This is a genomic window from Nocardioides sp. CCNWLW239, from assembly GCF_037137035.1.
GTDB lineage: Bacteria > Actinomycetota > Actinomycetes > Propionibacteriales > Nocardioidaceae > Nocardioides.
In genome coordinates, this window is sequence record NZ_JBBBNW010000004.1 from 274,320 (window position 1) to 287,629 (window position 13,310).

The 13,310-nt window shown below is 67.6% G+C and carries 14 protein-coding genes; 5 read left to right on the top strand and 9 right to left on the bottom strand.

The features are described 5' to 3' along the window. Positions 1-170: 170 nt before the first annotated feature. Complete coding sequence (locus tag WBG06_RS18350) at positions 171-596, top strand: hypothetical protein (protein ID WP_336738384.1); 426 nt, start codon at positions 171-173, stop codon at positions 594-596. Positions 597-960: 364 nt separating this feature from the next. Further along, a complete protein-coding gene (locus WBG06_RS18355; protein WP_336738385.1) occupies positions 961-3,132 on the top strand; it encodes a hypothetical protein in 2,172 nt (723 codons plus the stop codon). A 137-nt stretch (positions 3,133-3,269) separates the two neighbouring features. On the opposite strand, the gene WBG06_RS18360 is transcribed toward WBG06_RS18355, so the two are convergent. The 3 genes from WBG06_RS18360 to WBG06_RS18370 all read right to left on the bottom strand — a co-directional run bounded on the left by WBG06_RS18360 (position 3,270) and on the right by WBG06_RS18370 (position 5,844). Next, positions 3,270-3,656: a hypothetical protein gene (locus WBG06_RS18360; protein ID WP_336738386.1), complete on the bottom strand. Its 387-nt coding sequence runs from the start codon at positions 3,654-3,656 to the stop codon at positions 3,270-3,272. A gap of 155 nt (positions 3,657-3,811) precedes the next feature. After that, positions 3,812-4,633: an aldo/keto reductase gene (locus WBG06_RS18365; RefSeq protein WP_336738387.1), complete on the bottom strand. Its 822-nt coding sequence runs from the start codon at positions 4,631-4,633 to the stop codon at positions 3,812-3,814. 29 nt (positions 4,634-4,662) lie between these two features. Continuing rightward, positions 4,663-5,844 (bottom strand): MFS transporter, encoded by a 1,182-nt coding sequence (locus tag WBG06_RS18370; protein ID WP_336738389.1) that lies wholly within the window; start codon positions 5,842-5,844, stop codon positions 4,663-4,665. A gap of 140 nt (positions 5,845-5,984) precedes the next feature. On the opposite strand from WBG06_RS18370, the gene WBG06_RS18375 reads away from it, so the two are divergent. After that, positions 5,985-6,431, top strand: coding sequence for a MarR family winged helix-turn-helix transcriptional regulator (locus WBG06_RS18375; RefSeq protein WP_336738390.1), 447 nt, complete (start codon positions 5,985-5,987; stop codon positions 6,429-6,431). A 10-nt stretch (positions 6,432-6,441) separates the two neighbouring features. Here the strand turns inward: WBG06_RS18375 and WBG06_RS18380 are convergent, their stop codons facing one another. From WBG06_RS18380 to WBG06_RS18390, 3 genes are read right to left on the bottom strand one after another with little or no spacing between them, the layout of a single operon-like run. Further along, positions 6,442-7,050: a response regulator transcription factor gene (locus WBG06_RS18380; RefSeq protein ID WP_336738391.1), complete on the bottom strand. Its 609-nt coding sequence runs from the start codon at positions 7,048-7,050 to the stop codon at positions 6,442-6,444. After that, entirely contained in the window at positions 7,047-8,111 is a 1,065-nt protein-coding gene (locus tag WBG06_RS18385) for a sensor histidine kinase (RefSeq protein ID WP_336738392.1), read from the bottom strand. The genes WBG06_RS18380 and WBG06_RS18385 overlap by 4 nt, the downstream gene beginning before the upstream one ends. A gap of 10 nt (positions 8,112-8,121) precedes the next feature. Continuing rightward, the gene (locus WBG06_RS18390) at positions 8,122-8,529 is read right to left on the bottom strand and encodes a DUF6069 family protein (RefSeq protein ID WP_336738394.1); all 408 of its coding nucleotides are present in this window, start codon (positions 8,527-8,529) and stop codon (positions 8,122-8,124) included. Between the two features lie 128 nt (positions 8,530-8,657). Here WBG06_RS18390 and WBG06_RS18395 point away from each other — a divergent pair, with 128 nt between their 5' ends. Continuing rightward, a complete protein-coding gene (locus tag WBG06_RS18395; protein ID WP_336738396.1) occupies positions 8,658-9,311 on the top strand; it encodes an SDR family oxidoreductase in 654 nt (217 codons plus the stop codon). Position 9,312: 1 nt separating this feature from the next. On the opposite strand, the gene WBG06_RS18400 is transcribed toward WBG06_RS18395, so the two are convergent. The 3 genes from WBG06_RS18400 to WBG06_RS18410 are packed head-to-tail and all read right to left on the bottom strand — an operon-like array spanning position 9,313 to position 12,531. After that, positions 9,313-9,831 carry a mycothiol transferase gene (locus tag WBG06_RS18400; protein ID WP_336738397.1) on the bottom strand — a complete coding sequence of 173 codons (519 nt, stop codon included), beginning with the start codon at positions 9,829-9,831 and terminating at the stop codon, positions 9,313-9,315. A 38-nt stretch (positions 9,832-9,869) separates the two neighbouring features. After that, positions 9,870-10,934, bottom strand: a complete 1,065-nt coding sequence (locus WBG06_RS18405) for an NAD(P)H-dependent flavin oxidoreductase (RefSeq protein ID WP_336738398.1) — start codon at positions 10,932-10,934, stop codon at positions 9,870-9,872. Between the two features lie 19 nt (positions 10,935-10,953). Continuing rightward, positions 10,954-12,531, bottom strand: coding sequence for a peroxidase family protein (locus tag WBG06_RS18410; RefSeq protein WP_336738400.1), 1,578 nt, complete (start codon positions 12,529-12,531; stop codon positions 10,954-10,956). 191 nt (positions 12,532-12,722) lie between these two features. Between WBG06_RS18410 and WBG06_RS18415 the strand changes: the two genes are divergently transcribed. Next, complete coding sequence (locus tag WBG06_RS18415) at positions 12,723-13,304, top strand: dihydrofolate reductase family protein (RefSeq protein WP_336738402.1); 582 nt, start codon at positions 12,723-12,725, stop codon at positions 13,302-13,304. Positions 13,305-13,310 lie beyond the last annotated feature (6 nt).

Genomic DNA, 13,310 nt, shown 5'->3' on the forward strand with positions numbered 1-13,310 from the left:
CGGTGACACACACCGCGTGAAGGCACCCCGAGCGCCGAGTCGGCTCGTCCTGACCTCGATCGCCGCCGAGTCGGCCCGTCATGACGAGCCGACTCGGCCCCGATTCTCGTCAAGATGGGCCGACTCGGCGGGATGTGCCCCTTCACCCAACTCCTCCGAAAGGGACCACCATGACCAGCCACTCCACCGAGACCTCGACCCGGTCGGCCACCGGATCCACGGGCAACGACCGGGCCTTCCTCCTGCTGCGTACGGTCTTCGTCATCGCTCCGATCGCCTTCGGCCTCGACAAGTTCGTCGAGGTGCTGACCGAGTGGGACCGCTACCTCGCACCCTGGATCGACGACATCGTCCCCGGCAGCGCCCACCAGGCGATGCTGGTGGTTGGCGTCATCGAGATCGTCGCCGGCCTCGTCGTCGCGATCATCCCTCGCTACGGCGCCCTCCTGGTCGCCGCCTGGCTTGCGGGCATCATCGCCAACCTCGTCTCGATGGGCGACTTCTACGACATCGCCCTGCGCGACTTCGGCCTGCTGGTGGGGGCTTTGGCGCTCGCCGCCCTCGCCTTCGACCGTGAACGCAAGTGCAAGGCGTGACCGACGTGCCCTTCCGGGCCAAGAGGTAGAGGCGCCTTCCCTCTCATCCGACGAGTTGGTCGACGTCGGTCTCTGCTTGGCCCGGGCCTCTCACGCCCCAGCCGAGACGATCGGGAGACCTGCCTTCAGCGCTACGCCCGCCGACGCACGCACCCTCGATATCGCATTGCTATTGGGGCGGGTCCACGCATCCGCAGCAAACTCCCACTGGACCCGCGGAGACTGCCGCGCATTCGTTCCTCCACTATGGCCACACGACGTCCCGATCTCTCATTTTGAGGGATTCATACCCAATCCTGGTAACTATGGCGCTCAGCACGTCTGAATCCGCTAGCCTCAGTCGAAATCGACCAGGAGGCACGGTGTGGAACCAGAGACTACGTCTTTGCAGAAGTTGGCGCAGCTCCTTCCTGCAAATGATACGGCACCCGTTCCCAGCTCCAGCGTGGGTCGCGGATTTATCGCTAAACCGACCGCAGTTCCGGGCTACGTCTGGCCAACTCTTACGGTCGAATCGTGGCCCACTAACTCCACGGTGCTCTTGATCGAAGCCGCAGGAGCCGTTGGAAAAACTGCGGCTGCCCAAGCCCTTGCCTCGGCGCTCAATTGGCCGCTATTTCGGTCCGAGCGAGCACAGGTTGGCGACGGATCTCTATCTGGAACAATCATGGGATCACTAGGGTTCACAACCGATTACGTGAAGTTGATCGCCCTCGGCCAGGCAGGAGTGGTCGTCGACTCCCTTGACGAGGCCCATTTTAGGGCTGGAGCCGAGAATCTCTTAGGGTTCATTAGAAACATCCTAGAGGTCTCCGGCGCCCGAATTCCGTCAGAAAGACGTGCCAATTCACCGTCGATCGTCGTATTTTCTCGTTCGGACACCGCGATATATGTTCGTCAATTGTTTGCCGATGAAGGCGTTCCTCTAGCAACCCTTTCCGTAGACTTCTTCAGTTTGGATAGTGCGCGGGAGTTCATTCATTCCTACATGGACCAACGCTTCACTCAGATCGAGCCTAAGGACCCGAGCTACAACATTCAGAATCTCGCACCTATTCCGTTTCGAGAACTGCGTGACGCTCGGCTTCAATCAATCGCAGAAGTTATTGGCTCCGCCGATATCTCAGTCGAAGAGAATTGGATCGAGGTGCAGGACTTCCTGGGATATGCGCCCGTCCTGGTCGCAATAGCAGAATCGCTGGCCGTTAAGAACCCAATGGCAGTGCCATCGAAGCTCGCTTCAACAAAACAAGGAGAGCTCCTCGCCGAAATTATCCAGGCGATACTCCAGCGAGAGACGGGGAAATTCAAAGAACATCTCTCGGACCGCCTGGCATCTAGTGTTCCTGCTGATGAGCCCGACGCGAAGTGGGCGCACCTGTATTCCGAATCAGAACAATGTTCTCGCTTGGCATCTTATGCCGCAGGATTGCCCGCCCCGACACTCTACTCAAGCGGATTGCCACAACAGGCGCAGGCAATATACGAAGAGGCCGTGGAGGCCTTTCTTCCTAATCATCCGTTTCTTAAAGGTCAGGGATTCGCGAGCGTCGTGTTCGCTGATTACGTCTACGCAAGGGTGTCGAGCGACACAGGCTCCGCCGCGATGCTCGGGTTTGACCCAGCGACATTAGTACGCGAGGTCGGGCCATTCTTCAGCCGGTTTGTTTCGCGCGAAAGACATAACGCCGCTGGAGTGCCAGTCATCCCAGAGCGACTCGCCGCGACGGTGATTTCATCGTGGACACAGGAAGCAGACCTGCTGCGCGCCGAGTTCAGTTCGTCAAGCCTGCTGTTGATTTCCGATGGCCCATGTGAACTTTATTGCTGGAGATCATTCCAGTCACGCGATAAGGGAACCCAGCGCCTGACCGAGGAGATCGAGTTCGAGATTGAAGATATGTCGGGCGCCATAACCATTCCGAGCGGGATTCGAAGTACATACATCACAACGGACTCCGGCCTAGTTCTCGGGGACGGAGAAAAGACGTTCGCCATGGGCCCACACGTTTGGATTCGAGCAGAGTACATCGAGTGTGGCGCTACAACGCTTCGGGTTGAACCAGGCCACCGGGACCTGCCCCTCATGTCGTCTATTGGATGCGAATCAATGAGAGCTAACAACCTTACGAAGATCGAAGCAGATCCATCCACTCTCCGCGTTGTTATTGATGATCCGCACCCACTACTCCGCCCGCATTCACGAATACCAACCAGACATCAGTTCTTCAGCCAAGAACTCCGAATGTACCCGGATCTGAGAACGATATTTCTGAGTTTTCGTAGTTCGGTACGCCCGGGCCAACTCGCTGCCTTGGTCGCAAAAATTGACAAGAAGATAGTTAGCGGTAACTCCCGACGCCAATCGATCTTCAATCTCCTAATTGAGGACAAAGTCGTATCGAAGGAAAATCAGTGGTACCTACTCGACCAGAACCGCCTGAATGAACTTGGATTCGGGTTCCACGACTTCCGTGCGGGGGAACCAAGCGAATCGATGCTGAGATTTCTTGCTCGGTGCAGAGGGAATGCGTAGACGGGGCCCGCATTAGCACGCGGTCCGACCGTCCTCACGACTGGAAGTCGTATTCAGGCGAACTCATGCTGCGAGCGGATGTTGGCCCACCCCTGAGAGTTATTAGGGATGGCCCCTTGACGATGCCGCTCGGAGAGTCACGTATCCAGGCGCAGGTCGCCCTCGGCCCGGGGCGGCAGGTTGGCGAGGGCGGTCTGAACCAGCACGACACGGGCCTTGACCGTGACCGCCCGGCGGAGGCGGCCGACGTCGTCGCCGATGTGGCGCTCGACGGACTCGCGGATCTGCTCCTCCGGGAAGCTCGGACGGCCACCGACCGGGACATCGACGTCGGGGAGGTCGGTGAGCACCGGGAAGATCTGGGTGCCGATGCTGTCCAGCAGCTTGAACCGCTGGAAACGGTCGGTCTCGTCCCAGACCTGGTCGATGTCCCCACCCCCCTTGCGGAACTTCCGGCCGGAGGCCAGGACGGTCTTCGCCGTCGCCGTGAGAGCCACGGTGAGCTCGTGCTCGGTCAGTCGCATGGGCCAAGCATGCCCCGAACCCAGGCGTACATCACCGCCGGGCCGATCACCGATCGATAACACCTGCGCGGGCCCCGGACCGGGTAACACGTCGTTCGTAGCACTATCCGGTCGTTCGTATGAGGCGAGTAGTTGTACGAACAGCGTGTTACACGTCAGGCGGCGTTGAACTCCGCCGGGTCCGGGCCGGTGCGGCCGTCGCTCTCCAGAGCGTCGATCGCGGCGAGGTCGGCGGCGGTGAGGTCGAAGCCGAAGACGTCGATGTTCTGCGCGATCCGTGACGGGGTCACCGACTTGGGGATCACGACCCGGCCCTGCTGGAGGTGCCAGCGCAGGATCACCTGGGCAGGGGTGCGGCCGAGGCGGTCGGCGATCGCGGTGATGGCCGGGTTCTCCAGCATCGCGCCCTGCGCGAGCGGGCTCCAGGCCTCGGTCGCGATCCCGAGCCGGTCGTTCGCTGCGACGGTCGGGCGCTGCTGGAGCGCCGGGTGCAGCTCGATCTGGTTGACGGCCGGCACCGTGCCGCCGAGCTCGATGATCCGGTCGAGGTGCTCGGGCAGGAAGTTCGAAACGCCGATCGCGCGGGTCCGGCCCGCGGCGTACAGCTCCTCGAGGCCCTGCCAGGCGCCGACGTACAGGTCCCGGGCCGGCGTGGGCCAGTGGATCAGGTAGAGGTCGACGTGATCGAGGCCGAGGAGCTCGAGGCTCTTCTCGTACGCCGCGACCGGCTGCTCGTGGTCGGCGTTCCAGAGCTTCGTGGTGATGAAGAGCTCCTCGCGGGCGATGCCGGACTTCGCGAGCGCACGGCCGACGCCGGCCTCGTTGCCGTAGACCGCCGCGGTGTCGATGCTGCGGTAGCCGGCCTCGAGGGCGGCGGTGACGGCCGCTTCGGTCTCGTCGTCGGGCACCTGGAAGACGCCGTAGCCGAGCTGCGGCATCTCGACGCCGTTGTTCAGGGTGATGGTCGGGATGGTCATGTGACTTTCCTTCTCTTGGGAGCTGGGTTTCAGGCAGGAACAGGAACGGACGTACGCCGCTCGCCGCCGGGCGCGCGGACGGCGACCAGCAGGACGAGGAGGCCGAGCGCGGTGACTCCTGCACCCGCCCACAGCGGCGAGGTGTAGCCGAGGCCGGCGGCGAGGGTGAGGCCGCCGATCCAGGCGCCGAGCGCGTTGCCGACGTTGAAGGCGGCGATGTTGGCGCCGGAGGCGAGCGTGGGCGCCTGGTCGGCGTACCCCATCACCCGCATCTGCAGGGCCGGCACCGTGCCGAAGCCGACCGCGCCCATCAGGACCAGGGCGACGACGGTCAGCACCTGGCTGAAGGCGACGAGGGCGAAGCCGGCCAGCACAACGGTCAGGGCGGCCAGGAGCACCGTCAGGGTGCGGACCAGGTCGCGGTCGGCGGCCCGGCCGCCCACGATGTTGCCGACGAACAGGCCGACCCCGAAGAGGACCAGCAGCAGCGGCACCGCGCCGGCGGAGAAGCCGCTGACCTCGGTCAGGGTGAAGGCGATGTAGGTGAAGCCGCCGAACATGCCGCCGTAGCCGAGCACGGTGACAGCGATCGAGAGCCAGACCTGGGGGCTGGCGAAGGCGGCCAGCTCGGTGCGTACGGCGGGGGCGGTCGCCTCGTTGCGGCCGGTGTGGGCGGGGACCAGGAGGGCGATGCCGACGAAGGCGATGATGCCGATGACGGTGATCGCCCAGAAGGTCGAGCGCCAGCCGGCGGCCTGGCCGAGCAGGGTGCCGAGCGGCACGCCCAGGACGTTGGCCAGGGTGAGGCCGCCGAACATGAACGCGATCGCGCTGGCCTTGCGGTCGGGGGCGACCAGCTGCGCGGCGACGACCGAGCCGATCCCGAAGAAGGCGCCGTGGCACAGCGCCGCGACGATCCGGCCGACCATCATCGTGGCGTAGTCGGGCGAGACCGCGGAGATCAGGTTGCCCAGGATGAAGAGCACCATCAGGCCCAGCAGAGCGGCCTTGCGGGGCACCCGGGTGAGCAGGAGGGTGAGGCCGACGGCGCCGATCGCGACGCTGAGGGCATAGCCGGAGATGAGGTAGCCGGCGGTGGTCTCGCTGACCCCGAAGTCGGTGGCGACCTCGGGGAGCAGGCCCATGATGACGAACTCGGTGAGGCCGATGCCGAACCCTCCGATCGCGAGGGCTAGCAGTGCGACGGGCATGGATGACTCCTGAACGTGGACGGGTTGCGTCTGTCGATAGTCGGCGTATGCAGTAGTTGCAGACGCGTCATATTTATAGTTGCACACGCGCACTATCCGCGCAATTCGGGTATGCTGGATTCGTCCACGAAGGAGGACCCATGGGAATCGCTGACGACGCCGTCGAGATCCGCGCGCAGGGCTGGCGCACGCTGGCCGCCGTGCACGGCCTGATCGAGGCAGCGCTGGAGAAGGCGCTGCAGCGCGAGCACGGGCTGTCGGTCGTCGAGTTCACCGTCCTCGACGCACTCAGCCGCCAGGACGGCTGGCACATGCGCATGCAGCAGCTCGCCCGCGCCGCCGCGCTCTCGTCCTCGGCCACGACCCGCCTGGTCACGCGCCTGGAGAACCGCAACCTCCTCACCCGGATCCTCTGCGCCGACGACCGCCGCGGGATCTACACCGAGCTCACGCCCGCCGGACGGGCCCTGCTGAAGGAGGCCCGTCCGTTGCACGACGAGGTGCTGCGTACGGCACTGGACGAGGCGGCCGAGATCCCCGAGCTCGCGCCGCTCGTGCACGCGCTCGGGTCGCTGTCACCCGCCTGATCGCGCAGGCTCAGGCGAGCCAGCCGTTGCGCCGGGCGGCGAGGGCTGCCTCGGTCTTGTTGCGGGTGCCGGTCTTGCCGATCGCGGCCGAGAGATAGTTGCGCACGGTGCTCGGCGAGAGGAAAAGACGACCCGCGATGTCGGCGATGCTCGACCCGTCCTCGGAGGCCGCGAGCACGTCCCGCTCGCGCGCGGTCAGGGGGTTCGGGACGGCACGGAGCGTCGCCGCGGCCAGCGCCGGGTCGAGGACCGTCTCGCCGCGCAGCACCCGGCGGATCGCGTCGGCCAGCTCCTCGACCGGCCCGTCCTTGACCAGGAACCCGACCGCGCCCGCCGCCATCGCCTCGCGCACGTAGCCCGGCCGGGAGAACGTCGTCAGGATCATCACCTTGCACTCCGGGAGCCGCTCGGTCAGCTCGCGCGCGGCCTCGAGGCCGCTGATGCCGGGCAGCTCGATGTCGAGCAGAGCCACGTCGGGGCGCACCTCCAGCGCGGACGGCACGATCTCGGTGCCGGTCCCGACCTGGGCGACCACCTCGAGGTCTTCCTCCAGCCCGAGCAGCACGGCGAGCGCACCGCGCATCATCGCCTGGTCCTCGGCGAGCAGGATACGGATCACGACGCCGGCACCCGCGCCTCGAGGCGGAAACCGTCGGCCCCAGGACGTACGTCGAGACGACCGTCGACCGCGAGCAGCCGCTGCCGTAGGCCCTCGAGCCCACCGGATCTCGCTCCGCTGTCGGGAGGCCCACCGACCCCGTCGTCGACCACGGCCAGCCGGAGCTCGTCACCGTCCGCGGTGAGCTCGAAACGACAGCTGGCAGCTCCGGAGTGACGCAGTACGTTGGTCGCGCCCTCGCGCACGACCCAGGCGAGCGCCTGGCCGGCGATATCGGGCACCTCGGCCGGGACGGCGGTCACCGACGTACGGATCCCGGCGGCGTCGAGAGCGCGGCGCGCGCCGGCGAGCTCCTCGGGCAGCGAGAGCGTCTTCATCTGGTCGACGGCCGCCCGGACGTCGGTCAGGGCGGCGCGCCCGACCTCCTCGATGTCGGCGGCGTGCGCGGCGGCCGCGTCCGGGTCACGGGGCGCCAACCGGCGTACGGCCTGGGCCTTGACGACCATCACGCTCAGGGTGTGGCCGAGGAGGTCGTGCAGGTCCCGCGACATCCGGGCGCGCTCCTCGGCCACGGCTGCCAGGGCCAGCTCCTCCCGGGTTCGGCGCAGCTCCTCGACGGCCTCGACGAGGCGCAGGAACGACGTGGTCGTCACCCCGCTGAGGAGCACGCCGCCGACGCTGAGCAGGTAAGCGTCGCCGATGCCTTCGATCACCGCGATCGAGACCGCGACGCCGGCCGCGGCTGCGACGATCGCCACCACCAGGCGCCAACCGCGCAGCACGGCCGGCGAGACGATGGCCAGCACTCCCCAGACGGTCTGCCAGCCCTCGCCCTGCATCGCGGCGAGCCCGATCAGGACCACGAGCACCGGCAGCAGGACGAGGACCCGGCCGGTGACCACGAGGGCGACCGCGGCCGCGGCGAGACCCAGCACCAGGACCACCTGACCGAGCGCCGGCAACGTGTCGCTCGAGAGGTTGAGCAACGGGAAGAGCAGCAGCACCGGGAGCCACACCAGCACCACGCCGTGACGCCGCAGATGACACATCAGGCCGGACACGCTCGTCACCCTATCCGCGCCGCAGGCCGACGATGACCACAATGCCCACGACGACGTGCAGGCTCGCCAGGCCCAGCCCGGCCGCCACGGTGACGGCGCTGGTCGGCGTGATCAGGGAGGCCACCGCGATCCCGATCGCGAGCATCGTCCACCGCCTCGTCCCCTTCTCCGAACGGCCGGCCCACCAGCGCAGCAGGGTCCCGCCGACGATCGCGATCACCAGCGTGCTGATGATCACCGACGCGAGGCCGATCTGCTGCGTGCCCGACCCCGACTTCACCTCGAGCGCCACTCCCCCGACCTGGGTCCACAGCACCCATACGACGGCTGCCGCCGCGGCCGCGGTGGCAGCAACCGTCATGATCCGCCCCCAGCAGACGCGGGGTCGTTGCGCGGTCTCGTTCGTCATGGTCGTCATGCGATTCCTCCGTCTCCACCACCCACCGTGGGTGGTGTCTCCAGACTCGCGCTCCCGGACCATCGGGCGTCAGATCTGATTGTCCGGACCCGACCGTGACAATTGTCAGTGCTGCCTATCGTGGACGCATGCGCATCGCCATCGTCGGCGGCCACGGCAAGGTCGCCCTGCAACTTCATCCGATCCTCGCCGCCGCGGGCCACACCCCGGTCGCGCTCGTACGCAGCGAGAGCTACCGAACCGAGCTGGAGGAGCTCGGTGCCGAGGTGGGCCTGCTCGACATCGAGAACCAGGAAGCCGACTCGTTCGCCGCCGCCTTCGCCGGCTGCGACGCCGTGGTCTTCGCCGCCGGCGGCGGTCCCGACGGCAACAAGGAGCGCAAGCGCACCGTCGACCTGGAGGGCTCGACGAAGTCGATCGCGGGCGCGAAGGCGGCCGGCATCCGGCGCTTCGTGCAGGTCTCGGCCATCAGTGTCGACGAGCCGGTCCCGGCCGATGCCGGTGAGGTCTGGAAGGCCTACGTCGAGGCCAAGCGCGACGCCGACATCGCGCTGCGCGACAGCGATCTCGACTGGACCATCCTGCGTCCCGGCGGCCTCACCGACGATCCCGCCACGGGCCGGGTGAAGCTGGCGGAGAAGCTCGATCGCGACACCATCCCGCGCGCCGACGTGGCCGCGGTCATCGCCGCCGTGCTCGACGACGCCGCCACCGTCGGCAAGCAGTGGGAGCTGGTCTCCGGCGACGCCTCGATCGACGAGGCGCTCGCCGCCGTGCTCTGACTCAGCGGAGCCGGAGCAAGCCCTTGACGTACGCCGCCTGGCCGATGTGCTGGGCGGCGTCGTCGACGATGCTGACCAACCGCACCGCGCACGAGACCGGCGGGTCCCAGCGCTCGTCGACGATGCGGGCGAGGTCGTCCTCGGCCAGCGTCTTGACGAGCTCGAGCGTGGCCTCGTGAACCGCCTGGTAGTAGCCGGTCAGCAGCGTCGGGTCCGTCAGCCGGAAGGCCGCGACCTCCTCGGCGCTCTGCCCGTAGCCCATCGCCTCGGGCGCGTAGGGCAGCCCGAACCGCTCCACCCAGCCGTCACGCGTCCAGACCTCGTCGGTGCCGGCGAGCGGGGCGATCTGGGCGTCCTCCATCCGGGCGGTGTGCCACAGGGTCCAGGCGATCGAGTTCGCTCCCTCGTAGGGTCGCCACAACAGGTCGTCGGCGGAGAGGCCGTCGACGATCGCGGGCAGAGCATCCGCGGTCCGGCCGAAACCGTCCGCGAGCAGTCGCTGGGGCCAGGATTCGCTCATGCGTCCGTTCTACACCCCGCACCCAGGTCGGGCCGCCGTCACGGCAGCAGAGTCTGTGCCTCGCTCCACATCCGGGTGACGACGTCGGCTGCGGGCGCGGCGACCGAACGGCCGGCCGCCTGCCCCGCCCAGTGGTTGCTGCGGTCCAGCGCCACCTCCGCGGCCGGCGCCGGCTCACCTTTCCGCCACCGCCCGACCAGGGCGCGCTGGTGCGGGTAGGGCGCCGGGGCAGGCGCGTCGACAGCCTCCCAGGACCGCACGTAGCGAGTCGGCGTGGCGCGGCCGAGACGGCCGGAGTAGGCCCGAGTGGCGACGGTGTCCTCCGGTTCGAGCCCGTCGAGGGATGCCGCCCAGGCATCAGCGATGCCGGTCTCGGGCGAGCGCAGCAGGGCGCTGCCGACCTGCACGGCGCTCGCCCCGAGGGTGAGCGCCGCCGCGACCGCACGTCCGTCGGCGATCCCGCCGGTGGCGATGACCGGCACCTCGACCCCGTCGACGATGTGCGGCAGCAGCGCGAACAGACCCACCGCCGTGGCCTCCGCCCTCTCCGCCTCGAAGACACCACGGTGCCCGCCGGCCTCGAGCCCCTGGGCGACGATCGCGTCGGCTCCGGCCTGCTCGGCGGCCCGGGCCTCGGCCAGCGTCGTCGCGCACGCGAACCAGGCGATCCCGGCCGCGTGCAGCCGCTCGACGTAGTCCGGCGCGAACAGGCCCATGATCGAGGAGACCACCCGCGGCCGCGCCTCGAGCATGGCCTCGCACTGCTCCTCGAACGAGGGCGCAGCCGGCTGCTCGGGCCCCGGCGTACCGAACCTGCCCAGGAACTCCTCCGCGGCCGCGACCCGGGCGGGATCGTCCGCAACCGGGTCGGGGATCCAGATGTTGAGCTGGAACGGCCCCGCCGACCGCGACCGGAAGTCGGCCGACCACTCCGCGATCCGCTGCGGCGAGTCGAGCACCACCCCGGCCGCGCCCATCCCGCCCGCGTCCGCCACCGCAGCCGCCAGCGCGGGCGGGCAGGCGCCGGCCATCGGCGCCTGAAGGACCGGCATGGTGAGGCCGTACGCCTCGCAGAACTCCTGAGCACGTCGTCGCGCAGTCACGACACTCACGGTAGCGCGATCAGGTGGTCCCCAATCCGTGGCCGGCGATGTTGAGCAGGTCCACCATCGTGAACTCGCCGGAGGTGGCCGCCGGGAGGGTCGGCCGCCACGCGGGATCGTTGCGCAGGTAGGAGGTCGGGTCCAGGGCGAGCAGACCGAGGAACACCTCCGCGACGATGCGCCCACCGACCGGCCCGAGGTGTCGTCCGCCTGCGAGCAGCTCGGCCTCCTTGAGGATGTAGAACCACAGCGGCGCGGGACCGCCACCGGGCAGCCCGAGCTCGTCCCCGATCGGCGTGATCCCCATCTTCCGCGCCACTGCGCGTCCGGAGGGGAGACCCAGGCGCGCACCACGGGTCAGGTTGCGCATCACGATCGAGCTCGGGTCCGCGGCGATCTCGGGAGGAAGGTCGATCATCGGCGGCACCACCGCGGTGTCGATCGCCCGCGTGACCTGGGGCTGCACGCCACCGGGCCCGTCGATGTCGAAGAACCGGTTCCACTCGATCGTCCAGAACGGCGGCAGGATCCGGAACCCGACGAAATGCTTCAGCCTCAGATCCTCCCCCGGGGTCGTCGCCTTGGTGAAGATCGGCAGCGCTGGCACGGTGGTGTTCAGCTTGTAACGGCCCCGCACCTGCGAGTGCCCGAAGCGATAGGCCGCGACCGAGAACTCGACCGGCATGAACGCCTTCCCCGACTTCGCCTCGTAGTGCTCGAGCCGAAGCCTGGGAACAGCACCGGTCTCGTCGAGCACGTCGCTGAGCAGGGCCTGCCCGACCGTACGCTTCAGGAAGTCGTGGACGACCAGCCACTGATAGTGCCAGCGGACCGTGCGCTGCGCCGCCTCGAAGACCGTCTCGCTGCCGTGCTGCATCCGCGGGTCCGCGAGCACCATGTCCATCACGGCGTTGTGGAACTTCAGCATGGTGAGCTGGAGCTGGCTGACGAAGGTGTTCTCGTCGTTGCGCGGGTCTCCGATGATCGCGGTGTCCTGCACGTTGCGCGGTAGATCGTCCTCGTCGTCGTGGCGGCCGATGAGCAGGTAGCCGGCACGTCCGGGCGCGTTGTCATACATGAACGCGTCGTCGGACGGGCCCCGGCCGTAGACGTTGTCGAGGTCGAAGGCCGGCGAGCGGAAGGTCGTCAGCGCGTCCGGGTCGGTCTGCCGGGTCAGGTTCGAGACGGGGTCGAAGGTGAGGTCATGGTCGATGAACTGGCCGAGGTAGGTGTAGCCGGCCGGGATGTCCGGGTTGTCCTTCGCGGCGTCGCCGGGGGCGGAGTCGGTCATCATCTGGGCGATCTCCCGGATCCGTCCCTCGGACGGCACATACGGGTTCAGCCGGAACATCCGGCCGAAGCGCCCTTCGAACAGCTGGGAGCCGGGCAGGTAGGCGAGTCCGCGCTGCTCGCGGCCGTGCCCTCGGGCATGCTGGTGCGGCGTACCGAATCCATGGGCGGAGCCCATCCGGTTGACGAGATCTTCGGGAGCTCGGCCGTCCTGGTCGGGGGCATCCCCGGTGGGCGGGGCCGAGATCACCGCTTCGACGGGCTGCTTCTTGCTCTTCTTGGTAGGTGGCTTGACGGGTGTGGACATGCGATCCCCAGGTGGGTTCTGTGCACGAAGGTGGGCCAACAGGCGCGCCGGAACCCCGAGGCCGGCGGTCGTATAGCGGAATGCGTTTCCACCGTTTCACGCGACCTCATCGGGCGCATCCCCAGTATCTGGGGGAACTCCGGCCACATTCCGCATGCCAGAACCGCCTTGCGTGCGGCAGGATCGAGCGCATGCGCACACTCATCTACTCAGCGTTCGTATCCCTCGACGGCGTCGTCGACTCCCCCGGCGGCGGCACACCCTCCGAGCAGCACCGCAGCGGCGGTTGGACCTTCAAGGACCTCGAGTTCCTCCCCGAGGCCTACGAGATCAAGGGCACCGAGATGGCCGAGGCGGGCGCGATGATGTTCGGCCGGCGCAGCTACGAGGCCTTCGCTCCGGTCTGGCCCGCCATGGAGGACTTCGCCGTGGTGAAGGAGATCCCGAAGTACGTCGTCTCGACCACCCTCGACGACGACGGCCTCGTCGACGACTGGGGTCCCCAGGTCATCCTGCGATCGCTGGACGAGGTCGAGCAGCTCCGGCAGGGCGAAGGCGGCCCGATCCTGGTCGCGGGCAGCGCCGAGCTCGCCCGCAACCTCTCCGACGCCGGCCTGATCGACCGCTACCACCTGCTCGTCTTCCCTGTCGTCCTCGGCGCCGGGAAGCGGATGTGGAGCGAGACCGACAAGGACAAGCAGATGCTGACGCTGATCGAGTCGGAGACCTACGCCAACGGCATCACCAAGCTGGTCTACGACGTCGTCCGTTGAGCTCGC

Excerpts from the sequence above, each read along its gene's own strand:
- WBG06_RS18350 (WP_336738384.1), top strand. The coding sequence starts at position 171 with ATGACCAGCCACTCCACCGAGACCTCGACCCGGTCGGCCACCGGATCC.
- WBG06_RS18360 (WP_336738386.1), bottom strand. The coding sequence starts at position 3,656 with ATGCGACTGACCGAGCACGAGCTCACCGTGGCTCTCACGGCGACGGCG.
- WBG06_RS18365 (WP_336738387.1), bottom strand. The coding sequence starts at position 4,633 with ATGACCATCCCGACCATCACCCTGAACAACGGCGTCGAGATGCCGCAG.
- WBG06_RS18370 (WP_336738389.1), bottom strand. The coding sequence starts at position 5,844 with ATGCCCGTCGCACTGCTAGCCCTCGCGATCGGAGGGTTCGGCATCGGC.
- WBG06_RS18375 (WP_336738390.1), top strand. The coding sequence starts at position 5,985 with ATGGGAATCGCTGACGACGCCGTCGAGATCCGCGCGCAGGGCTGGCGC.
- WBG06_RS18390 (WP_336738394.1), bottom strand. The coding sequence starts at position 8,529 with ATGACGACCATGACGAACGAGACCGCGCAACGACCCCGCGTCTGCTGG.
- WBG06_RS18395 (WP_336738396.1), top strand. The coding sequence starts at position 8,658 with ATGCGCATCGCCATCGTCGGCGGCCACGGCAAGGTCGCCCTGCAACTT.
- WBG06_RS18400 (WP_336738397.1), bottom strand. The coding sequence starts at position 9,831 with ATGAGCGAATCCTGGCCCCAGCGACTGCTCGCGGACGGTTTCGGCCGG.
- WBG06_RS18410 (WP_336738400.1), bottom strand. The coding sequence starts at position 12,531 with ATGTCCACACCCGTCAAGCCACCTACCAAGAAGAGCAAGAAGCAGCCC.
- WBG06_RS18415 (WP_336738402.1), top strand. The coding sequence starts at position 12,723 with ATGCGCACACTCATCTACTCAGCGTTCGTATCCCTCGACGGCGTCGTC.